The organism is Streptomyces sp. NPDC127084 (genome assembly GCF_042724175.1).
GTDB lineage: Bacteria > Actinomycetota > Actinomycetes > Streptomycetales > Streptomycetaceae > Streptomyces.
In genome coordinates this window covers 52,638-70,553 of sequence record NZ_JBHXFA010000015.1, presented here as the reverse complement: position 1 = coordinate 70,553, position 17,916 = coordinate 52,638, and the positions used below count along the sequence as shown (strand labels likewise).

General features: G+C 70.2%; 16 protein-coding genes and 1 pseudogene. 2 read left to right on the top strand and 15 right to left on the bottom strand.

Annotated features, from left to right (window positions below):
• From ACFWI9_RS06160 to ACFWI9_RS06145, 4 genes and pseudogenes are all read right to left on the bottom strand, one after another.
• Positions 1 to 1,416, bottom strand: a pseudogene (locus ACFWI9_RS06160) (hypothetical protein); the annotation flags it as partial.
• Positions 1,417 to 1,492: 76 nt separating this feature from the next.
• On the bottom strand, positions 1,493 to 2,476 hold the full coding sequence (locus ACFWI9_RS06155; RefSeq protein ID WP_387159319.1) for a hypothetical protein: 984 nt from the start codon (positions 2,474 to 2,476) through the stop codon (positions 1,493 to 1,495).
• Between the two features lie 199 nt (positions 2,477 to 2,675).
• The gene (locus ACFWI9_RS06150; RefSeq protein WP_387159318.1) at positions 2,676 to 3,458 is read right to left on the bottom strand and encodes an SDR family NAD(P)-dependent oxidoreductase; all 783 of its coding nucleotides are present in this window, start codon (positions 3,456 to 3,458) and stop codon (positions 2,676 to 2,678) included.
• 271 nt (positions 3,459 to 3,729) lie between these two features.
• Positions 3,730 to 4,887 (bottom strand): acyl-CoA dehydrogenase, encoded by a 1,158-nt coding sequence (locus tag ACFWI9_RS06145; protein ID WP_387159328.1) that lies wholly within the window; start codon positions 4,885 to 4,887, stop codon positions 3,730 to 3,732.
• Positions 4,888 to 5,066: 179 nt separating this feature from the next.
• Between ACFWI9_RS06145 and ACFWI9_RS06140 the strand changes: the two genes are divergently transcribed.
• The gene (locus tag ACFWI9_RS06140; protein WP_387159317.1) at positions 5,067 to 6,407 is read left to right on the top strand and encodes a UDP-glucose dehydrogenase family protein; all 1,341 of its coding nucleotides are present in this window, start codon (positions 5,067 to 5,069) and stop codon (positions 6,405 to 6,407) included.
• A 21-nt stretch (positions 6,408 to 6,428) separates the two neighbouring features.
• Here the strand turns inward: ACFWI9_RS06140 and ACFWI9_RS06135 are convergent, their stop codons facing one another.
• From ACFWI9_RS06135 to ACFWI9_RS06125, 3 genes are read right to left on the bottom strand one after another with little or no spacing between them, the layout of a single operon-like run.
• Positions 6,429 to 7,625 carry a dipeptidase gene (locus ACFWI9_RS06135; RefSeq protein WP_387159327.1) on the bottom strand — a complete coding sequence of 399 codons (1,197 nt, stop codon included), beginning with the start codon at positions 7,623 to 7,625 and terminating at the stop codon, positions 6,429 to 6,431.
• A gap of 22 nt (positions 7,626 to 7,647) precedes the next feature.
• A complete protein-coding gene (gene purE, locus ACFWI9_RS06130) occupies positions 7,648 to 8,211 on the bottom strand; it encodes a 5-(carboxyamino)imidazole ribonucleotide mutase (RefSeq protein ID WP_387159315.1) in 564 nt (187 codons plus the stop codon).
• Positions 8,208 to 9,404 carry a 5-(carboxyamino)imidazole ribonucleotide synthase gene (locus ACFWI9_RS06125; RefSeq protein WP_387159326.1) on the bottom strand — a complete coding sequence of 399 codons (1,197 nt, stop codon included), beginning with the start codon at positions 9,402 to 9,404 and terminating at the stop codon, positions 8,208 to 8,210. Before ACFWI9_RS06125 ends, purE begins: the two co-directional genes overlap by 4 nt.
• A 189-nt stretch (positions 9,405 to 9,593) precedes the next feature.
• Here ACFWI9_RS06125 and ACFWI9_RS06120 point away from each other — a divergent pair, with 189 nt between their 5' ends.
• Positions 9,594 to 10,103, top strand: a complete 510-nt coding sequence (locus ACFWI9_RS06120; RefSeq protein WP_387159314.1) for a GtrA family protein — start codon at positions 9,594 to 9,596, stop codon at positions 10,101 to 10,103.
• Between the two features lie 16 nt (positions 10,104 to 10,119).
• Here ACFWI9_RS06120 and ACFWI9_RS06115 read toward each other — a convergent pair whose 3' ends face one another.
• The 8 genes from ACFWI9_RS06115 to ACFWI9_RS06080 form a co-directional block, all read right to left on the bottom strand.
• Positions 10,120 to 11,403 (bottom strand): ATP-binding protein, encoded by a 1,284-nt coding sequence (locus ACFWI9_RS06115; RefSeq protein ID WP_387159313.1) that lies wholly within the window; start codon positions 11,401 to 11,403, stop codon positions 10,120 to 10,122.
• 65 nt (positions 11,404 to 11,468) lie between these two features.
• Entirely contained in the window at positions 11,469 to 12,146 is a 678-nt protein-coding gene (locus ACFWI9_RS06110) for a response regulator transcription factor (RefSeq protein ID WP_387159312.1), read from the bottom strand.
• A 207-nt stretch (positions 12,147 to 12,353) separates the two neighbouring features.
• Positions 12,354 to 13,748: a hypothetical protein gene (locus tag ACFWI9_RS06105; RefSeq protein WP_387159311.1), complete on the bottom strand. Its 1,395-nt coding sequence runs from the start codon at positions 13,746 to 13,748 to the stop codon at positions 12,354 to 12,356.
• Positions 13,749 to 13,762: 14 nt separating this feature from the next.
• Positions 13,763 to 14,851, bottom strand: coding sequence for a hypothetical protein (locus ACFWI9_RS06100; protein WP_387159310.1), 1,089 nt, complete (start codon positions 14,849 to 14,851; stop codon positions 13,763 to 13,765).
• Positions 14,848 to 15,690 carry a hypothetical protein gene (locus ACFWI9_RS06095; protein WP_387159309.1) on the bottom strand — a complete coding sequence of 281 codons (843 nt, stop codon included), beginning with the start codon at positions 15,688 to 15,690 and terminating at the stop codon, positions 14,848 to 14,850. Before ACFWI9_RS06095 ends, ACFWI9_RS06100 begins: the two co-directional genes overlap by 4 nt.
• Positions 15,691 to 15,696: 6 nt before the next feature.
• Entirely contained in the window at positions 15,697 to 16,407 is a 711-nt protein-coding gene (locus ACFWI9_RS06090; protein ID WP_387159308.1) for a peptidase, read from the bottom strand.
• 217 nt (positions 16,408 to 16,624) lie between these two features.
• Positions 16,625 to 17,137, bottom strand: coding sequence for an ATP-binding protein (locus ACFWI9_RS06085; RefSeq protein ID WP_387159307.1), 513 nt, complete (start codon positions 17,135 to 17,137; stop codon positions 16,625 to 16,627).
• A gap of 149 nt (positions 17,138 to 17,286) precedes the next feature.
• Positions 17,287 to 17,655 carry an STAS domain-containing protein gene (locus ACFWI9_RS06080; protein WP_387159306.1) on the bottom strand — a complete coding sequence of 123 codons (369 nt, stop codon included), beginning with the start codon at positions 17,653 to 17,655 and terminating at the stop codon, positions 17,287 to 17,289.
• Between the last annotated feature and the right edge of the window lie 261 nt (positions 17,656 to 17,916).

Sequence of the window (17,916 nt, the reverse complement as noted above, 5' to 3'; positions counted from 1 at the left end):
CTTGCGGGCCTCGTCGTCCTTGTCGCGGGCCTCGTCGTCCTTGTCGCGGGCCTCGTCGTCCTTGTCGCGGGCCTCGTCGTCCTTGTCGCGGGCCTCGTCGTCCTTGTCCCGGGCCTCGTCGTCCTTGTCCCGGGCCTCGTCGTCCTTGTCCCGGGCCTCGTCGCTACTGGCGCTGGCCCCTTCAGTGCTGTCGCGGCCCTGGTCGGTGGTGCCACCGCTGTCGGGCGCCGCCGTGTCAGCGTCGCGGCCGGTGCCGTCGGGCTCGTCGCCGGTGCCGCCGCCGGACGTGGCGGCCCCCGCGACGGTGCCCACGAACGTCACAAAGACGGAGCCGGGCCCGGCGCTGTTGGGGTTGGAGATGGCCGGGGCAGCGGGTACGGCGCTCGCGGTGTCGGGGACGGCCCAGCTTCCGCCGCCACCTCCGCCACCGCCCGCGACGGCCTCACCGCCACCGCCGCCACCACCGCCACCGCCCCAGCCGCCACCGCCGCCTGCACCGCTGCCGTAGTTGACCGCGTTGACGCGCCACTGACCCTGGCCGCCCTGCCCCGAGGGTCCGAAGAACAGTTGGGAGACGGTGACCCAGGACGCGCCCGCGTTGGGCCCGTGGGGGGTGTGCACCGGGCCGCCCAGACCGCCGGCACCGTCCCGGCCATCCGTGCCGTCCTTGCTGCGGGAGCCGCCGCCGCCCCTGCCCCCTGCGCCGCCTTCGCCCTCGGATCCGCCTTCCCCGCCCCGGCCGGTACGGGTGAGCGTCCCCCTGACGGCAAGGCCGTCGTGACCATCGGCACCCGCGGAGATGATCTGGCCGGACACGGCGACACCGCCGTCACCACCAGTGCCGCCGGAGCCGTTGGCATTGCCCTGCCCGCCACCACCGCCGCCGGCGGCGTCAAGGAGCAGCGTCGTGTCCGTGCAGGTTCCGTGGTTGTCGATGCACGGGTCCTCCTGGGTGAGATCGACGCCTGAGACAAGCGTCGCGGCGCCGCCGCGGCCACCCGCGGAGGTACCCCCCAACTCACCGACGTGGTAATGCAGAGTCGAAGAACCGTAGTTCTCCCGGTAATCGCTGATGGTGGTGGTGGTCTGGGCCATGCCGCCGGCACCGCCGCTGCCGCCCTGGTAGAGGCCGCCACCGTTGTCGCCGTACCGGCCGGCCCCGCCGAAGGCGGTGATGACCATCGGGGTGGCGTCGGTGAGCTGGGTTTCCGTCTCTTCCTGCGCGGCATTCAGCAGCGAGGAGGTTTCGATCTGGGAGACACTGTCGGGAAGCAGGCAGGAGACCACTCCGGACTCGATCTCGGTACAGCTGAGCCTCGGGGTCGTCGCGGAGGCCGCGGGCGCGGACAGCGCCAGAAGCGAGCCCAGGCACACACTGGTGCCCAGTACTCGTGCGGCGCCCTTGGATCTGGACATGCGAATCCTTTCAGCGGGGGAAAGAGGAGGGGGAAACGGCGCCGCGACGCCTATGGCGCGCGAAGCTGGGGCCAGGTCAGGCCCGCGGCTTGCCGTGGCCGTGCTCGGCCTTTTCCTGCTTGTGCGCGGACTCCTTCTCGGGCGCGCTTTCCTTCTCGGGCGCAGCTTCCTTCTTGTGCGCGCTTTCCTTCTTGTGCGCGTACTCCTTCTCGGGCGCGGCTTCCTTCTTGTGCGCGCCTTCCTGCTCGTGCGCTTCTCGCTTCTCGTGCTCGTCACGGCCGTGCTCGCGCCAACTGTGTTCGCTGCCGCCGTGCTTGCGGCCGTGCTCGTCGTCGCTGCTCTGCTCGTCGCGGCTCTTCTTCTCGTCGTCACCGTGCTCGCGCCAGCTGTGCTCACCACGACCGTGCGAGCCACGACCGTGCTCACCACGACCGTCCCGCGACGGCAGGATCGTCACGCGCACGTACTGCCAGAGCTGGGACTCCTCACCCACGACCTGGAAGAGGTAGTCACCCGGACGAACCTCGCCGTTCCGGCTGAAGCGGTCCTCGATGGTGACCTCACCGGTCACCACACCGTCCTCGTCGGCGGCGAAGATGCCGAGCAGCACCGTGTGGCGGTCGCGACGCGGATCTCCGAAGTCGGTGAACGGGTTGGCCTCGTCGTCCTCGCCGATGTCGCCCTCCTCGCCGTCGAGCCGGAACGACGCGGTCGGAATAAGCCGCACGTACACGACTTCGCCCGGTTCATATCCCGTGGCCCGGAATTCGACGGTCTCCCCGTTGTAGAAGGAGTTGTCACTGACGGACATCGGCTTGCGGTCCTCGCCACCGAACGACATGTTCAGCTCGGAGGACGCGGGTGACTTCTCGACGGCTGCCAGGATGTCGGCCAGAGTGACCGTCTCGGCTGCATCCGTCGCCTCGGCGGCGTCGGTCGTCTTCTCGGCGGCGGTCGTCTCGGTCACGGCTATCTGCTCGGTGGCCACGGCCGGAGCGGCAAGGGCGGCGACGGTGGTGGCCGCCGCCAGGGCGACGAGCCAGCGCGAGTGTCGGGACATGGGGGGTATCTCCTTCGGACGAGGTAGGCGAGCCGTGATCTCGTGACTCGCGCCGGGATCCGTAGACTCCGGAGATCCACTTCAAACAGGCGCGCCGCTGCGCTGCCCAAGAAGGCTGAACAACTGCACCCGGGCGGCGGTCCCCCACGGGGTACGGCAGGCAGGCTGCGGACCGTCGCCGGGCCCGTACCGGACCCGCTCAGTGCACGGAGAACCCGCCGTCGACGAACAGCGCCTGCCCGGTGACATACCCGGACGCCCGACTCGCCAGGAACACCGCGGCAGCCGCGAAGTCGTCCGGCAGCCCGTTGCGCCCGACCATGGTTCGCGCGGCCAGGGCCGACACCCTCTCCGGATCGGACGACAGCCGGGCGTTCAGAGGCGTCGGCACAAAGCCTGGCACGAGCGTGTTGCAGGTGACTCCATACCGGGACCACGCCTCGGCCTGCGAACGGGCCAGCGACTCCAGCGCCCCCTTGGACACCCCGTAGGCACCGCTGTGCGCAAAGGCGCGGTGCGCCTGCTGGGAGGTGATGTGGATGATCCGCCCGAAACCCCGCTCGGCCATCCGCGGCCCGAACCGCTCCCCGAGCAGATAGGGCGCCTCCAGGTTCACCGCCATCGTGGCGTCCCACAGGTCCTCGCCGAGCTCCCCCATGGGCGACCTGAGGTTGATCCCGGCGGCATTGACCAGGATGTCCGGCTCCCCGAACACACCAACCGCCTCCTCGGCCCCTCTGCGGGCCCCGTCGCGGGTCCCCAAGTCGGCACTGACCCAGCCCACCCGGCAGCCGTCGGCAGCCAACTCTTCTGCCTTCGCGCCAAGTTGCTCCGCCCCGCGCGCCATGATCACCACACTCGCCCCTGCCCGCGCCAGGGCACCCGCGATAGCGCCGCCGATACCGGAACTCCCGCCGGTCACCAGGGCCACCAAGGCGTCCAGGGAGAAGAGTTGGGCGAGATAGCACTGCGGTGACGGCATGTCAGCACCCTACGGCGGCAGGTTGCGCGCCATCACGATGCGCTGGATCTGATTCGCGCCGTCGCAGATCTGCGTACTTGCTCACCGGGGCTGTTCGCCTGCGGGGTGAGCGCCGGGATCGTGACCGTGGAGGTGGCGGTGGCCTGGCGGCGAAGCTGCCCCCGCCACGACAGCAGCCCCCGGCGTGGTGACGCCGGGGGCTGTTGTCGTGCTGTCCGTGCCGGTCAGCGGCTGCTTTCCCGCGCGCATCCGCTGGCCTGCGAAAACCCTGCTACGGCAGGTTCCTCGCCATCACGATCCGCTGGACCTGGTTCGTGCCTTCGTAAATCTGGGTGATCTTGGCGTCGCGCATCATGCGCTCCACCGGGTAGTCACGGGTGTAGCCGTAGCCGCCGAGGAGCTGGACCGCGTCCGTGGTGACCTCCATGGCGACATCGGAGGCGAAGCACTTCGCCGCCGCGCCGTGGAAGGTCAGGTCGCCGTCGCCGCGCTCGGACTTGGCGGCGGCCGAGTAGGTGAGCTGGCGGGCGGCCTCGATCTTCATGGCCATGTCGGCGAGCATGAACTGGATGCCCTGGAAGTCGGCGATCGGCTTGCCGAACTGCTTGCGCTCCTGGACATAGCCCTTGGCGTAGTCGAGCGCGCCCTGCGCGACACCCAGGGCCTGGGCCGCGATGGTGATGCGGGTGTGGTCCAGGGTCTTCATGGCGGTGGCGAAGCCGGTGCCCTCGGCGCCGATCATGCGGTCGGCGGGGATGCGGACGTTGTCGAGGTAGACCTCACGGGTCGGCGAGCCCTTGATGCCGAGCTTCTTCTCGGGGGCGCCGAAGGAGACGCCCTCGTCGCCCTTCTCGACCACGAAGGCGGAGATGCCCTTGGAGCGCTTCTCCGGGTCGGTGACGGCCATGACCGTGTAGTACTCGGAGACACCGGCGTTGGTGATCCAGCGCTTCACACCGTTGAGGATGTAGTGGTCGCCGTCGCGGACGGCCCGGGTCTTCATTCCGGCGGCGTCGGAGCCGGCGTCCGGCTCGGAGAGGCAGTACGAGAACATCGCGTCGCCCTTGGCGAGCGGGCTCATGTACTTCTTCTTCAGCTCCTCGGAGCCGGAGAGGATCACCGGCAGCGAGCCGAGCTTGTTGACGGCGGGGATGAGGGAGGAGGAGACGCACACACGGGCGACCTCCTCGATGACGATCACGGTGGCCAGCGCGTCGGCGCCGGCGCCGCCGTACTCCTCGGGGACGTGGACGGCGTGCAGGTCGGAGGCGACGAGCGCGTCGAGGGCCTCCTGCGGGAAGCGGGCCTCCTCGTCCACCGCCGCCGCGAAGGGGGCGATCTTCGCCTCGGCGAGCGAACGTACCGTCTCGCGGAGCATGTCGTGCTCCTCGGACGGGCGGTACAGGTCGAAGTCAGGCACGGTGCTTATCTCCCTCAGGCGCCTAGGTCGGTCGCTCCCCAGCCGCTGCTAATTACCGTTAAGTAACACAAATTCTAGTGGTCGGTGCGGGCCAGGCGTACGTGAGCTATCTGACAGCGGGAAAATGCCCTTGTCGCGGCACGACTATGCTCGGGCCGGATCTCCCCCGCACCCCTCAGGAGCACCGAATGGCCCTCAAGATCACCGTGATCGGCACCGGATATCTCGGCGCCACGCATGCGGCGGCCATGGCGGAGCTGGGCTTCGAGGTGCTCGGCCTCGATGTCGTGCCCGAGAAGATCGAGATGCTCGCGGCCGGCCGTGTCCCGATGTACGAGCCTGGCCTCGAGGAACTGCTGGCGAAGCATGTCGCGGGCATCGAGGGATCGACCGGGCGGCTGCGCTTCACCACCTCCTGGGACGAGCTGGCGGAATTCCGCGGGGACGTGCACTTCGTCTGCGTGAACACTCCGCAGAAGCACGGTGAGTACGCCTGCGACATGTCCTACGTCGACGCCGCGTTCCACGCGCTCGCGCCCCGTGTCACCGGCGGCTCGCTCGTCGTGGGCAAGTCGACCGTGCCGGTCGGCTCCGCCGAGCGGCTCGGACGGCTGCTCGCCGAGCGCGCGCCGGAGGACGTGGAGCTGGCGTGGAACCCGGAGTTCCTGCGTGAGGGCTTCGCCGTGCGCGACACACTGCACCCGGACCGGATCGTCGCGGGTGTGCGGAGCGAGCGCGCCGAGAAGCTGCTGCGCGAGGTGTACGCGACCCCGATCGGTGAGGGCTCGCCGTTCGTGGTGACGGACTTCCCGACGGCGGAGCTGGTGAAGACCTCCGCGAACTCCTTCCTGGCCACCAAGATCTCCTTCATCAACGCCATGGCCGAGGTCTGCGAGGCCGCGGGCGGCGACGTGGCGAAGCTCGCGGAGGCGATCGGCCATGACGATCGGATCGGCGCCAAGTTCCTGCGGGCGGGCATCGGCTTCGGTGGCGGCTGCCTGCCGAAGGACATCCGCGCCTTCATGGCCCGTGCCGGAGAGCTGGGGGCCGACCAGGCGCTGACCTTCCTGCGCGAGGTGGACTCGATCAACATGCGCCGCCGCGGGCACATGGTGGAGCTGTCCAGGGAGGCCGTGGGCGGCGACTCGTTCCTCGGCAAGCGGGTCGCGGTGCTCGGCGCGACGTTCAAGCCGGACTCCGACGACGTACGCGACTCACCGGCGCTGAACGTGGCCGGGCAGATCCATCTCCAGGGCGGCCAGGTCACCGTGTACGACCCGAAGGGCATGGCCAACGCGCGGCTGCTGTTCCCCACCCTCGGCTACGCGGACAGCGCCCTGGAGGCGGTGCGCGGTGCTGATGTGGTGCTGCATCTGACCGAGTGGCGTGAGTTCCGCGACCTGGACCCCGCCGAGCTGGGCGAAGCGGTTTCCCGGCGCATCCTGCTGGACGGCCGCAACGCGCTGGACGGGGCGAAGTGGCGCGAGGCCGGATGGACCTACCGGGCCATGGGGCGGCCTCGCGCCTGAGCTGCTGGACGGTGCGCGGGGTCAGACGGTGTCGAGCGAGTCCAGGGTCGCGTTCGACGGGCCGCGTACCGCGCTGAGGTCCCGGGCGACCGACTCCGCGTCCCGCAGCACCCGTACCGCGTTCTGCCAGGTCAGCTTGGCCAGGTCCGGCTTGGACCAGCCGCGCCGCAGCAGCTCCGCAACCAGGTTGGGATAGCCCGCCACATCGTCGAGGCCGGCCGGGGTGAAGGCCGTCCCGTCGAAGTCCCCGCCGATGCCGATGTGGTCGACACCGGCCGCCTCGCGCATATGGTCCAGGTGGTCGGCGACCGTGGACGCCGTGGCCACCGGCTGCGGGTTGGCGGCGGCGAACGCCCGCTGGACCCTCATTCCCGCCTCGGTGGTGTCCAGCGGGTGCAGCCCGTGCGCCGTCATGTTCTCGTCCGCCGCGGCGGTCCAGGCGACCGCCGCGGGCAGGATGAACTTGGGTACGAACGTGGCCATCGCCACGCCCCCGTTCACGGGCAGCCGCTCCAGGACGTCGTCCGGGATGTTCCTCGGGTGGTCGCAGACCGCCCGGGCCGAGGAGTGGGAGAACACCACCGGCGCTGAGGAGGTGCCCAGGGCGTCCCGCATCGTCGTCACGGCCACATGCGAGAGGTCCACGAGCATGCCGATACGGTTCATCTCCCGCACGACCTCACGGCCGAAGGCCGAGAGCCCGCCGACGCGCGGCTCGTCGGTCGCGGAGTCCGCCCAGGCGTTGTTGTCGTTGTGCGTGAGCGTCATATAGCGCACGCCCAGCGAGTAGAGGGCCCGCAGGGTGGCGAGCGAGTTGTTGATGGAGTGCCCGCCCTCGGCCCCCATGAGGGAGGCGATACGCCCTTCGGTCCGTGCCGCCTCCATGTCGTCGGCGGTCAGGGCGCGGACCAGGTGGTCCGGATAGCGGGCGAGGAGCTGCCCGACCACGTCGATCTGCTCCAGTGTGGCGCTGACCGCCTCGTCGCCGGTGTAGTCGCTCCGTACGAACACGGACCAGAACTGCGCTCCGACCCCGCCGGCCCGCAGCCGGGGGATGTCGGTGTGCAGCCGGCCGGTCTGGTCGGCGGCGATGTCGAGCCGGTCCAGGTCGTAGCGGACCCGGGTGCGCAGCGCCCAGGGCAGGTCGTTGTGGCCGTCGACCACGGGGTGGTCGGCGAGCAGGGAACGGGCGTCCGCGAGATGGTTCGCATAGTCCACGGTGAGGTCCACGGGGCGCGCCCTACTTGCCGAAGCCGAAGGCGGCGGAGCCCTCGACCTTGGCCCGGAGCCGCTTGCCCTTCTCCGTCGCCTGCTCGTTCAGCTCCTGCTGGAAGTCGCGCATCCGGGACATCAGGTCGCGGTCCTGTGTCGCGAGGATGCGGGCGGCGAGAAGGCCCGCGTTGCGCGCCCCGCCCACCGACACGGTGGCCACCGGCACGCCCGCGGGCATCTGCACGATGGACAGCAGGGAGTCCATCCCGTCCAGGTACTTCAGCGGCACCGGGACCCCGATGACCGGCAGCGGGGTGACCGAGGCCAGCATGCCCGGCAGATGGGCGGCCCCGCCCGCGCCCGCGATGACCGCCTTCAGGCCCCTGCCCTCGGCCTGCTCGCCGTACGCGATCATCTCGCGCGGCATCCGGTGTGCGGAGACGACATCGACCTCGTACGGGATCTCGAACTCGTCCAGCGCCTGCGCCGCGGCCTCCATGACGGGCCAGTCGGAATCGGAACCCATGACGATGCCGACGAGCGGGGCCGACGGGTGCGACACGGAGCCGGAGAGGCCGGAAGGGTGGGTCATTCGGTGATCGTTCCCCTGAGATAGCCGGCGGCGTGACGCGCGCGTTCCAGCACGTCGTCAAGATCGTCGCCGTATGTGTTGACGTGCCCCACCTTGCGACCGGGCTTCACGTCCTTGCCGTACATGTGAATCTTCAACCGGGGATCGTGTGCCATGCAATGCAGGTAGCCCGCGTACATGTCGGGATAGTCGCCGCCGAGGACGTTCGCCATGACCGTCCAGGGCGCCCGGGGCCGGGGATCGCCGAGCGGAAGGTCCAGTACGGCCCGGACATGGTTGGCGAACTGGGAGGTGACCGCGCCGTCCTGGGTCCAGTGCCCTGAGTTGTGCGGGCGCATGGCGAGTTCGTTGACGAGGATTCGCCCGTCCGTGGTCTCGAAGAGCTCGACCGCGAGGTGCCCGACGACGCCGAGTTCCTTGGCGATGCGCAGCGCGAGCTGCTGCGCCTGCCCGGCCAGCTCGGCGTCCAGGTCGGGGGCGGGGGCGATCACCGTGTCGCAGACCCCGTCGACCTGGCGGGACTCCACGACGGGGTAGGCAACGGCCTGCCCGTGCGGGGAGCGAACGATGTTCGCCGCCAGCTCGCGGCGGTAGTCGACCTTCTCCTCGGCGAGCACCGGGACGCCCGCACGGAAGGGTTCCGCGGCGTCCTCCTCGCTGCGGACCACCCAGACGCCCTTGCCGTCGTAGCCGCCGCGGACGGTCTTGAGGATCACCGGGAAGCCGCCGGCCTCGGCGGCGAAGGCCGCCGCGTCCGCCGGATCGGCGACGATCCGGTGGCGGGGGCTGGGGGCCCCGATCTCGTCCAGGCGGGACCGCATCACGCCCTTGTCCTGGGCGTGCACCAGCGCGTCGGGGCCGGGGCGGACGGGGATGCCGTCCGCCTCCAGGGCGCGCAGGTGCTCGGTCGGTACATGCTCGTGATCGAAGGTGATCACATCGCAGCCACGAGCGAAGTCACGCAGCGTGTCCAGGTCGCGATAGTCGCCGACGACGACGTCGCCGACCACCTGGGCCGCGGAGTCCTGGGGGGTCTCACTGAGGAGCTTGAATCTGATGCCGAGCGGGATGCCCGCCTCGTGTGTCATACGAGCGAGCTGGCCACCGCCGACCATGCCGACTACCGGGAACGTCACCCTCCCAGGGTATCCGGAGCTCCATACGGCCCCAGCATCGGCCGATTTTCGTACGATGACACATATACGCGCGGTGAGTGCGGACACCTTCACGGCTGTCCACAGGCAGGTACCAGGGACGCTGGTTAGAGTGGTCGCGTTGACGAGAACGCGACGTCTGCCGACATGACCGGAACGCATGGCGTCGGTGTCGACGCGGACCGAGACCGAAACCAGAACACCTGACGGACGGGGCCCCCGATCACCATGAGCGAACGAGCCGCACTGCGTGTGCGACTGGACCGGCTCGCGCGCGAGGTCGCCAAGTTCGGCGCGGTCGGCGCGATGGGTCTGCTCGTCAACATGGCTGCCTTCAACCTGCTCCGCCACACCACCGAGATCCCGGTGGTACGCGCGAGCCTGCTGGCCACCTTCATAGCGATCCTGTTCAACTACGTGGGCTTCCGGTACTTCACCTACCGGGACCGCGACAAGAGCGGGCGCACGAAGGAGCTGACCCTGTTCCTGCTGTTCAGCGCGGCGGGCGCGGTGATCGAGAACGGGATCCTGTACACGGCGACGTACGGCTTCGGCTGGGACGGGCAGCTCCAGAGCAACTTCTTCAAGTTCTTCGGGATCGGCGTCGCGACGCTGTTCCGCTTCTGGTCGTACCGCACGTGGGTGTTCCGCGCGCTGCCCGCGCGGGAGGCAGTACAGACGGCGGAATCGTTCCTGGAGCAGCGGCGGCCGACGGCCCCGGACCGCGTGGGCTCCTGAGACCGCGGCCCCAGCACTAGCGGATAGGGCGCTCGCGCTCCGGGCCCTCCTGGCGTTCCGTGAGTCCGTTCGCCTCGCGGCTGAGGAACAGGGCGAAGACCGCGGGCTGCTGCTGGAGCAGTTCCAGGCGCCCGCCGTCCGCCTCCGCCAGATCACGCGCCACCGCCAGCCCGATACCGGTCGAGTTGCGCCCGCTGATGGTGCGCTCGAAGATACGCGCGCCGAGGTCGGCCGGGACGCCATGGCCCTCGTCCGTCACCTCGATGACCGCCTGGTTGCCGGTGACCCTGGTACGCAGGGCCACCGTGCCGCCGCCGTGCATCAGGGAGTTCTCGATCAGCGCGGCCAGCACCTGCGCCACCGCGCCCGGGGTGCCCACCGCGCGCATGCCCTGCTTGCCCGAGCAGACGATCGCCCGGCCCACGCTGCGGTAGGCCGGCCGCCACTCCTCGATCTGCTGCTTCACCACCTCGTCCACGTCGAAGTCGACGGCGGAGCCGGACCTCGGGTCCCGGGCGTTGGTGAGAAGGCGCTGCACGACATCGGTGAGCCGCTCCACCTGGGTGAGCGCGACCGTCGCCTCCTCCTTCACCGTCTCCGGGTCGTCCGTGGTCGAGATCTCCTCCAGCCGCATGGACAGCGCCGTCAGGGGTGTACGCAGTTGGTGGGAGGCGTCTGCGGCGAGGCGGCGCTCGGCGGTGAGCATGCGCGCGATCCGCTCCGCGCTGGCGTCGAGCACATCGGCGACACGGTCGAGCTCGGGGACGCCGTAGCGCCGGTGGCGGGGGCGTGGATCGCCCGAGCCGAGGCGCTCGGCCGTCTCGGCGAGGTCCGTCAGCGGCGAAGCGAGCCGATTCGCCTGCCGTACGGCGAGCAGCACGGCGGCCACCACCGCGAGCAGGGCCACGGCTGCGATGATCATCAGTGTGCGTCCGACCTCACGGGTGACGGTGGAACGGGACTCCTCGACAGTGACCCGCTCCCCCTCCTCACCCGTGGCGGTACCGCGGATCACACCCCCGGAAGGGCGCTCACCGATCACGATCGGATCGCTCCCGGGAACCGTGATCTGCGCGAAGCGCTCCGGGCCGATCTGCTCGGCGAGTGCCTTGACGTCGACCGGCTCATGCCCGGCGACCCTGGACTCGATGACACTGACCAGCCGCAGGGCCTCCGAGTCCACGCTCTCCTGCGCACTGTTGCTGATCGTCCGGGTCTCCACGATGACCAGGGAGATACCGAAGACGGCGATGACGACCAGCACCACTGCGAGCGTGGAACTGATGAGGCGGCGGCGCACAGTGCCCCTTTTCTTCTTTTTCTCCTGTTTTTCCTGTTACTGCGGGTTCTGCTCCGTCAGAGCCTTCAGCTCTTCTCGAAGCGGAAGCCCACGCCGCGGACCGTCGCGATGTACCGGGGGTTGGCCGCGTCGTCTCCGAGCTTCTTGCGAAGCCAGGAGATGTGCATGTCCAAGGTCTTCGTGGAGGACCACCAGGTGGTGTCCCACACCTCACGCATCAACTGGTCGCGAGTGACGACCCGTCCGGCGTCCCGCACCAGCACCCGGAGCAGGTCGAACTCCTTGGCCGTGAGCTGGAGCTCCTCGTCACCCATCCAGGCCCGGTGCGACTCCACGTCGATCCGCACGCCGTGGGTCGACGGCGCCGCGGCCGGCTCCGAGGCGCCGCGCCGGAGCAGCGCCCTGACTCGGGCGAGCAGCTCGGCGAGACGGAACGGCTTGGTGACGTAGTCGTCGGCGCCGGCGTCCAGGCCGACCACCGTGTCCACCTCGTCGGCGCGGGCCGTCAGTACCAGGATCGGCACGGCGTGCCCTTCGGCACGGAGCCGGCGGGCGACTTCCAGGCCGTCCATTCCGGGCAGTCCGAGGTCGAGGACGACCAGATCGATCCCACCCTGGAGCCCCGCGTCGAGCGCGGCCGGGCCGTCCTCGCGGACCTCGACCTCGTATCCCTCCCGGCGCAGAGCGCGCGCCAGCGGCTCGGAGATGGATGCGTCGTCCTCGGCGAGCAGTACACGGGTCATGGGCTGATGGTAGTCCGCGAGGGGGATCCACCGAAGCATGATCCACAAGGCCTGTGAGTGTGGGATACGACCCTGATCGGGGCCTTCGATTCCGGGTACGCAGTTCTGGAACGCCTGCGTTTCCTGGCTCAAGTCGTACTCAAGCAGGGGTCCGGCCCGGCACACGCTCGGCGTGCCGGGCCGGTTCCGTATCACCCCGCGACGGGGCTAACGGGTCCCCCTCAGCCGCTGCCACGGAGTGAAGGTGAACACCGCGCCACCGAGCAGGATCACCGTGCCCGCCGCCATGGCCAGGGCGCGCAGCGCGCCCCCGTCCTCGGCTCCGGTGTCGGCGAGGCCGCCACCGGAGGAGCCGGACGAGCCGCCGCTCGCGGTGCCGGAGGTGGAGCCGCCTGCCGCGCCGCCCGGCTGCGCACTGGTGTCGAGCTCCAGGGAGACCTGGACATCGGCGGGCGGGGTGCAGGTCGTGGTGGTGCCGAGCGCCATCACGGTGAGCACACCCGGACTGAGCGTCGACTTGCCGGTCGCACCCGGCTTGTAGGTGCCCTTGAGGTCGGGGATCGCGATCGGCTCACCGGCCTTGATCGGGGCCTGGTTCGCCGGTCCGGCCACATGGACGAAACCGGTGTCGGCGCCACCGAGCTTGACCTTCATGGACGGTGTGACGGAGTTCGCCGGGATGTCGGCCGGGCTGTCCATGACCGACTTGGAGAACTTCACCGTGAGGTCGAAGTCGTCGCCGTTCTTCTTGGCGTTGATCCGCACCGGCGATACGGCGTTCTTGTCGCCGATGGGGGTCTTGCAGGCGTAGGCGACCTCGATTTCCTTGCCCTCGAAGTCGGTCCGACCGCCGTCGTCACCGCCCGTGGTGCCGCCGTCGGTCGTGCCACCGGTGGTGCCTCCCGAGGACGTGGTGCCTCCCGAGGTCGTGGTCCCGCCGGATGCCGTCGTACCGCCGGAGGCCGAGCCACCTGACGTCGTGGTACCGCCGGACGTGGTCGTACCACCCGAGGTGGTCGTACCGCCGGACGTCGTGGTGCCACCGGATGTCGTGGTGCCACCCGAACTTCCGCCGCCGTCCGTCACCTTGACGATCGCGCCCGGCTGCACCGCCCCCTCCGGAGAACACTTGGTGTCCGTTGGGATCGGCTTGGAGACGTTGATGCCGTACGCGTCCGGCGTCAGCCTGATCTCACCGGCCGCGGTCAGCTTGAGCTTCCCCTTCATCTCGGACAGCACCATAGGGCTGTTCTTGGGGATCGGCGGGTTCTCCCGCGGCCCCTCCATCGCCAGCTCCGCGGTCTGCGCCCCGGCCACCTTGACCGTCCCGGTCGGCTTGACCGTGTTCCCCTCCAGGTCGAGGACATCAGGGTTCTTGGAAGCGGCCTGGACGGTCTTCCAGACCACCTCGATCTCGTCACCGACCTTCGCCTCGGCCGGTGCGGTGATCTGGGCCTTGGTCGTGCCGTGGACGGGGGGCAGCCCCGAAATCGGCGGGGGTACGCACTTCGTCGCGTACGACACCTCGGCGGCGTGGGCCGGACCCGCGGTCAGCAGGATCCCCGCGCCGCAGAGCATCAGCGCGACCCCTGCCGCGCTCATCCTCCGTTGCGAGCTCACATGTGTCCTTTCGTCGTGGATGGGTTCTCTGACGGTGCGGAGTCGGGGGTGAAGTCGGGGGTGAACCACGGCAGCGCGTCTGGGCCGCCCTGCGTGGTGGTGCCGGATGACGACGAGCCGTCGTCGGCGGTACGGGCGGTGCGGTGACGGCCACCGAGCCGCCGAGGCGTCCCCGGCCGGATCCGGGGTCGTACGCGGTCCACGACCGCCATGCCGATCCGGTACAGCGCCGCCGGGACGACCAGCGCGAGCAGCACCCAGAACAGCGTCACGCCCCACGGTCTGCCCACGCCCCACGGCTGTTCGGCGATGACCTTCGAGCCGTACCTGACGGAGACCTGGTAGTCGCCGTGCGCACCGGCCGTGAGCTCGACAGGCAGGCGGATCTGCGCCTTCCTGCCCGGCTCGACGGTGCCCCGCCACTGCCGTTCCTCCCACTGAGGGGCGAACACGCCGTGCGCGGTGCCGACCTGGAAGACCGGGTCGCGGATGGGTGTGGAGCCGAGATTGCCGACGGTGAAGACCAGTTCGCGGCTGGGTGGGGCACCGAACCACACCAGCAGTCCGCTGGAACCGCTCAGCCGGAGCGTGGCGAGTACAACGAGTCTGCCGTCCCCGGCGGGCTGGGGCAGTGGCGCGGCCGGGTGTCCCGCCACGGTGAACACGGTGTCCACAGAGGCCTGTTCACCGGTGACGGTGGCCACGTGCACCACACACGGGCAGGGCTTCGGAGGTTCGGCGACCGGCAGCTTCGTGCTGAACGCTCCCCTGTCGTCGGTGGTGACCGCGCGCCCCTCGGCATTGGCGCAGGCGTTGGTGCCGCCGATCACCCCGCGGCCCGGGCTGGACTGACCGCAGATCAGCAGCATCAGCAGGGTCTTCGCCCGCCAGCCGGTGCCGCTGACGGCGATGTCGCCGCCCTTGCCCGCCTCCGGCGCCGACAGCCGGACGGCCGGCTTTCCGTCGTCCGCGGCGGAAGCGGATGAAGCGGCGGCGGAGGCAGCCGGCGGTACGGGGGCGAGTACCAGCGCCAGCGCCAGGACGAGCAGCACACCGAGCAGTCCGGGCCGGATCGCCGCCCTCACCGCACCGCTCCCACCGTCGCCTCGCCGTCGTACCGGTGCCGGGCCCGGCGGCGTACCCGCACCGCCGCCGCTGCCCCTCCCACTGCTCCGAGCCCGAGCGTCGCGGCTGCCGCGACACCGCCGGGCGAGAGATACAGCGCCTCGGCGGTCCCCTCGGCATGGGCACCGCCCGCCGCCGTCGCCTGGAGGGACACGTCGACCGAGTCGAGCGCGGGCGGATCGGGCCAGGGTTCGGTGAGCTCGACGCGCCCGCCCGGGGGCAGCGTCACGGGCAGCGGGCGGGCGGGGCGCGCCATCAACTGCCTGGTGAGGCCACGGGCGCGCACCGCGAGGCGCGGAGACAGGACGGTGTTGCCGCGGTTGACCAGGGCGTAGTGGATCAGTTCGCCGTCAAGGCGCACGTCCTCGACGGTGAGCGCGGCGAGGCTGGGGCCGCTGATCCGCAGCCGTACGGGTACGGCGGACCGCCTGCCCGCCGCAGCCGCGACGACGGCGGCGGAGTGGTCGCCGGGCGCCGCGGCGGCCGGCACGGTGAGGGCGAAGGGGATGTCCGCGCGGGTACGGGGCGGGACGGTGAGCCGGTCGGACGCGAGCGCGATCCAGGCGGCCGGGCCGTCTTGCCGCACGGCCAGACGTACGGTCAGCGGCCGGTCACCCGGGTTGGTCACGGACAGCGCGTCCTCCAGCACGGTCCCGGGCGGTCCCTCCAGATAGACGTACGGCCTGCCGCCTGCCGCGGGCTGCGCCGTCCACGGCACGGCGGACGCGACGGGCGCGGCAGGCTCGACGGGCACGGCCGTGGACAGCGCGCAGAGCAGCGCGGCGGTGGCGGCGATCACGGCGGGTCAGTTCGCGGGCCGGGTGCCGCGGCGGGTGAGCCACAGCACTCCCGCGGTTCCGGCGAGCAGCACCGTGCCACCGAGCGTGCCGAGCGCGAGCGCGGAGTCGACCGGTCCCGTCCTGGGTAGTTCGTCGCCCGAACCCTTGCCCGAAGCCGACGACGTGTCCGAACCGGAATCCGAATCCGAACCTGAGCTCGTGTCTCCGCTCGAACCCTGTACATCGAGGGTGAGTGACGGCTTCGGGCTGTTCTGCGGGGTGCACGTGGTCGTCGTCATCAGGGCCTTGATGGTGAGCACACTCGCGGTGAAGGTGACCTTCCCGGCCTTCTTCGGGGTGTACGTTCCCGACAGGTCATTGATCTTGATGGGGGTGTTGGGCGGAATGGCCGCGGAGTTGGCCGGGCCCGACACCGTCAGCGTCCCGCTGTCGGCGCCGCCCAGCTTGATCCGCGCACTGGGTTTCATCGCGCCCTTGCCCAACTCGACCGGGCTGGACGAGACTCCCTTCTCGAACGACATGGTGATCCGGTAACCACTGCCGCTCTTGACGGCCTTGATGTCGATCGGCGACACGGCCCCCTTGGGGCCTATCGGGGTCTGGCACTGGTAGTTCACGTCCACGACATCGGCGTGGGCGGCGGGGGCGGCCGTCAGGACCACCGAGCCCGCCAGAGCCGCTGCGAGCGTGAAAGCTGTCCGCTTCCGGTACGACACCTCGAGCCCCCTCAAGGCCGGAACGCCGCCAGAAGTTACTGACGGCGCATCAGATTGGGCGCTCAAGGTACGCCTGGGCCCTGATGGAGGGAAGACAAATAGCACGACGGATCGCCGTGCTCCACAACAACTTCAAAATCGGCTCAAACAACGCCCGCATGCCCCGCCATGACGGGGATCCCGCGATTCCGGGCCACCGCACCGGAACCGCGGCCGGTCAGGAAGGCGCGGCGAGCTCCGCCCACACGGTCTTGCCGGGCGCGCCGGGGGTCCGCCGAACCCCCCAGTCCAGGCACAGGCGCTGCACGATGAACATCCCGTGCCCTCCGGGCCGTCCGGCCCGGTGCGGGGTACGGGGCGCGGGGTGGCCGGCACCGCGGTCGGTGACCTCCAGGCGCAGCACCTTCCCCTGGCGGGACACCCGCAGTTCCTCCGGGCCCTCGGCGTGCAGACAGGCGTTCGTCACCAGCTCCGAGACCACGAGCAGCACATCCTCGGCGGCGGCGCGGCGGTCGGCGGACGCGGCCGGCAGCCAGCCCCAGTCGTACAGGGCCTGCCGCGTGAAGTCACGGGCGAGCGGCACGATGCCGCTGGCGTTCCCGAGCAGGAGTGTGCGCACCAGGCCGTCGTCGACGGCGGAGGCGGGTCCAGAGGCCACGGGGGCGTCGGCGGGAGCGCCGTCCGGTTCCGGGCCGCGGTCGCCCGGCGGATGCTGCCGGGTGGTGCTCATCAGCGCTTCACCTCACCGATTCACCAGTTCACGATTGCTTCAGTGATTACGTCAGTACAGAGCGTGCGGAGGAGACACGCCGGTCTGCGGGGGGTCTTCTGCCCGGCCGAATCGGGACAACACCCGATCAGCCGGACCGGATCCGGCGGTCAGTCCGCCAGGGCCGCCGCCAGGGAGTCATGGACCGTGAACACAGCCTCGGCCCCTGTGATCTCGAACACTCTGGCGACGATGGGCCGCATTCCGGCCAAATGCACCGAACCTCCCGCGGCCTCGGCTTTCAGGCGGGCGCCGAGCAGCACATTGAGGCCGGTGGAGTCGCAGAACTCAAGGAGTGAGCAGTCGACGACCAGGCGTGCGCGCCCTTGCTCCACCGCGTACTCCAGTGGCGTACGCAACAGATCGGCCGTGTGGTGATCGAGCTCACCCGCCGGCGTGACGATCTCACTCCGGCCTTCGGTCCGGACTTCCACCCGAAGCCGGACCGGATTGGCGTTACTGACCGTCCCGCGGTCCATGCCCACCTTCTTCGCCGATATCGCCGATGCTTTGGGCGCCTTAGACGCCCTCAGAACAGTACGCCTTCCGCGCGGCGAGCGGGGGCCCGGCGGGGGCCACCCAAGGCTCCAACTCCCCACCAAAAGGGACTTATATGACATAGGACACTTGCCATGGCGGGCAGAAACCGGGTAGGCCTAGTAGGGACATCACCCGCACGAGACGGCTTTGGAGGCGCCGCAAACCGCAGCGCAGCAATCAGGCATCGGCAGCCTTGTGCC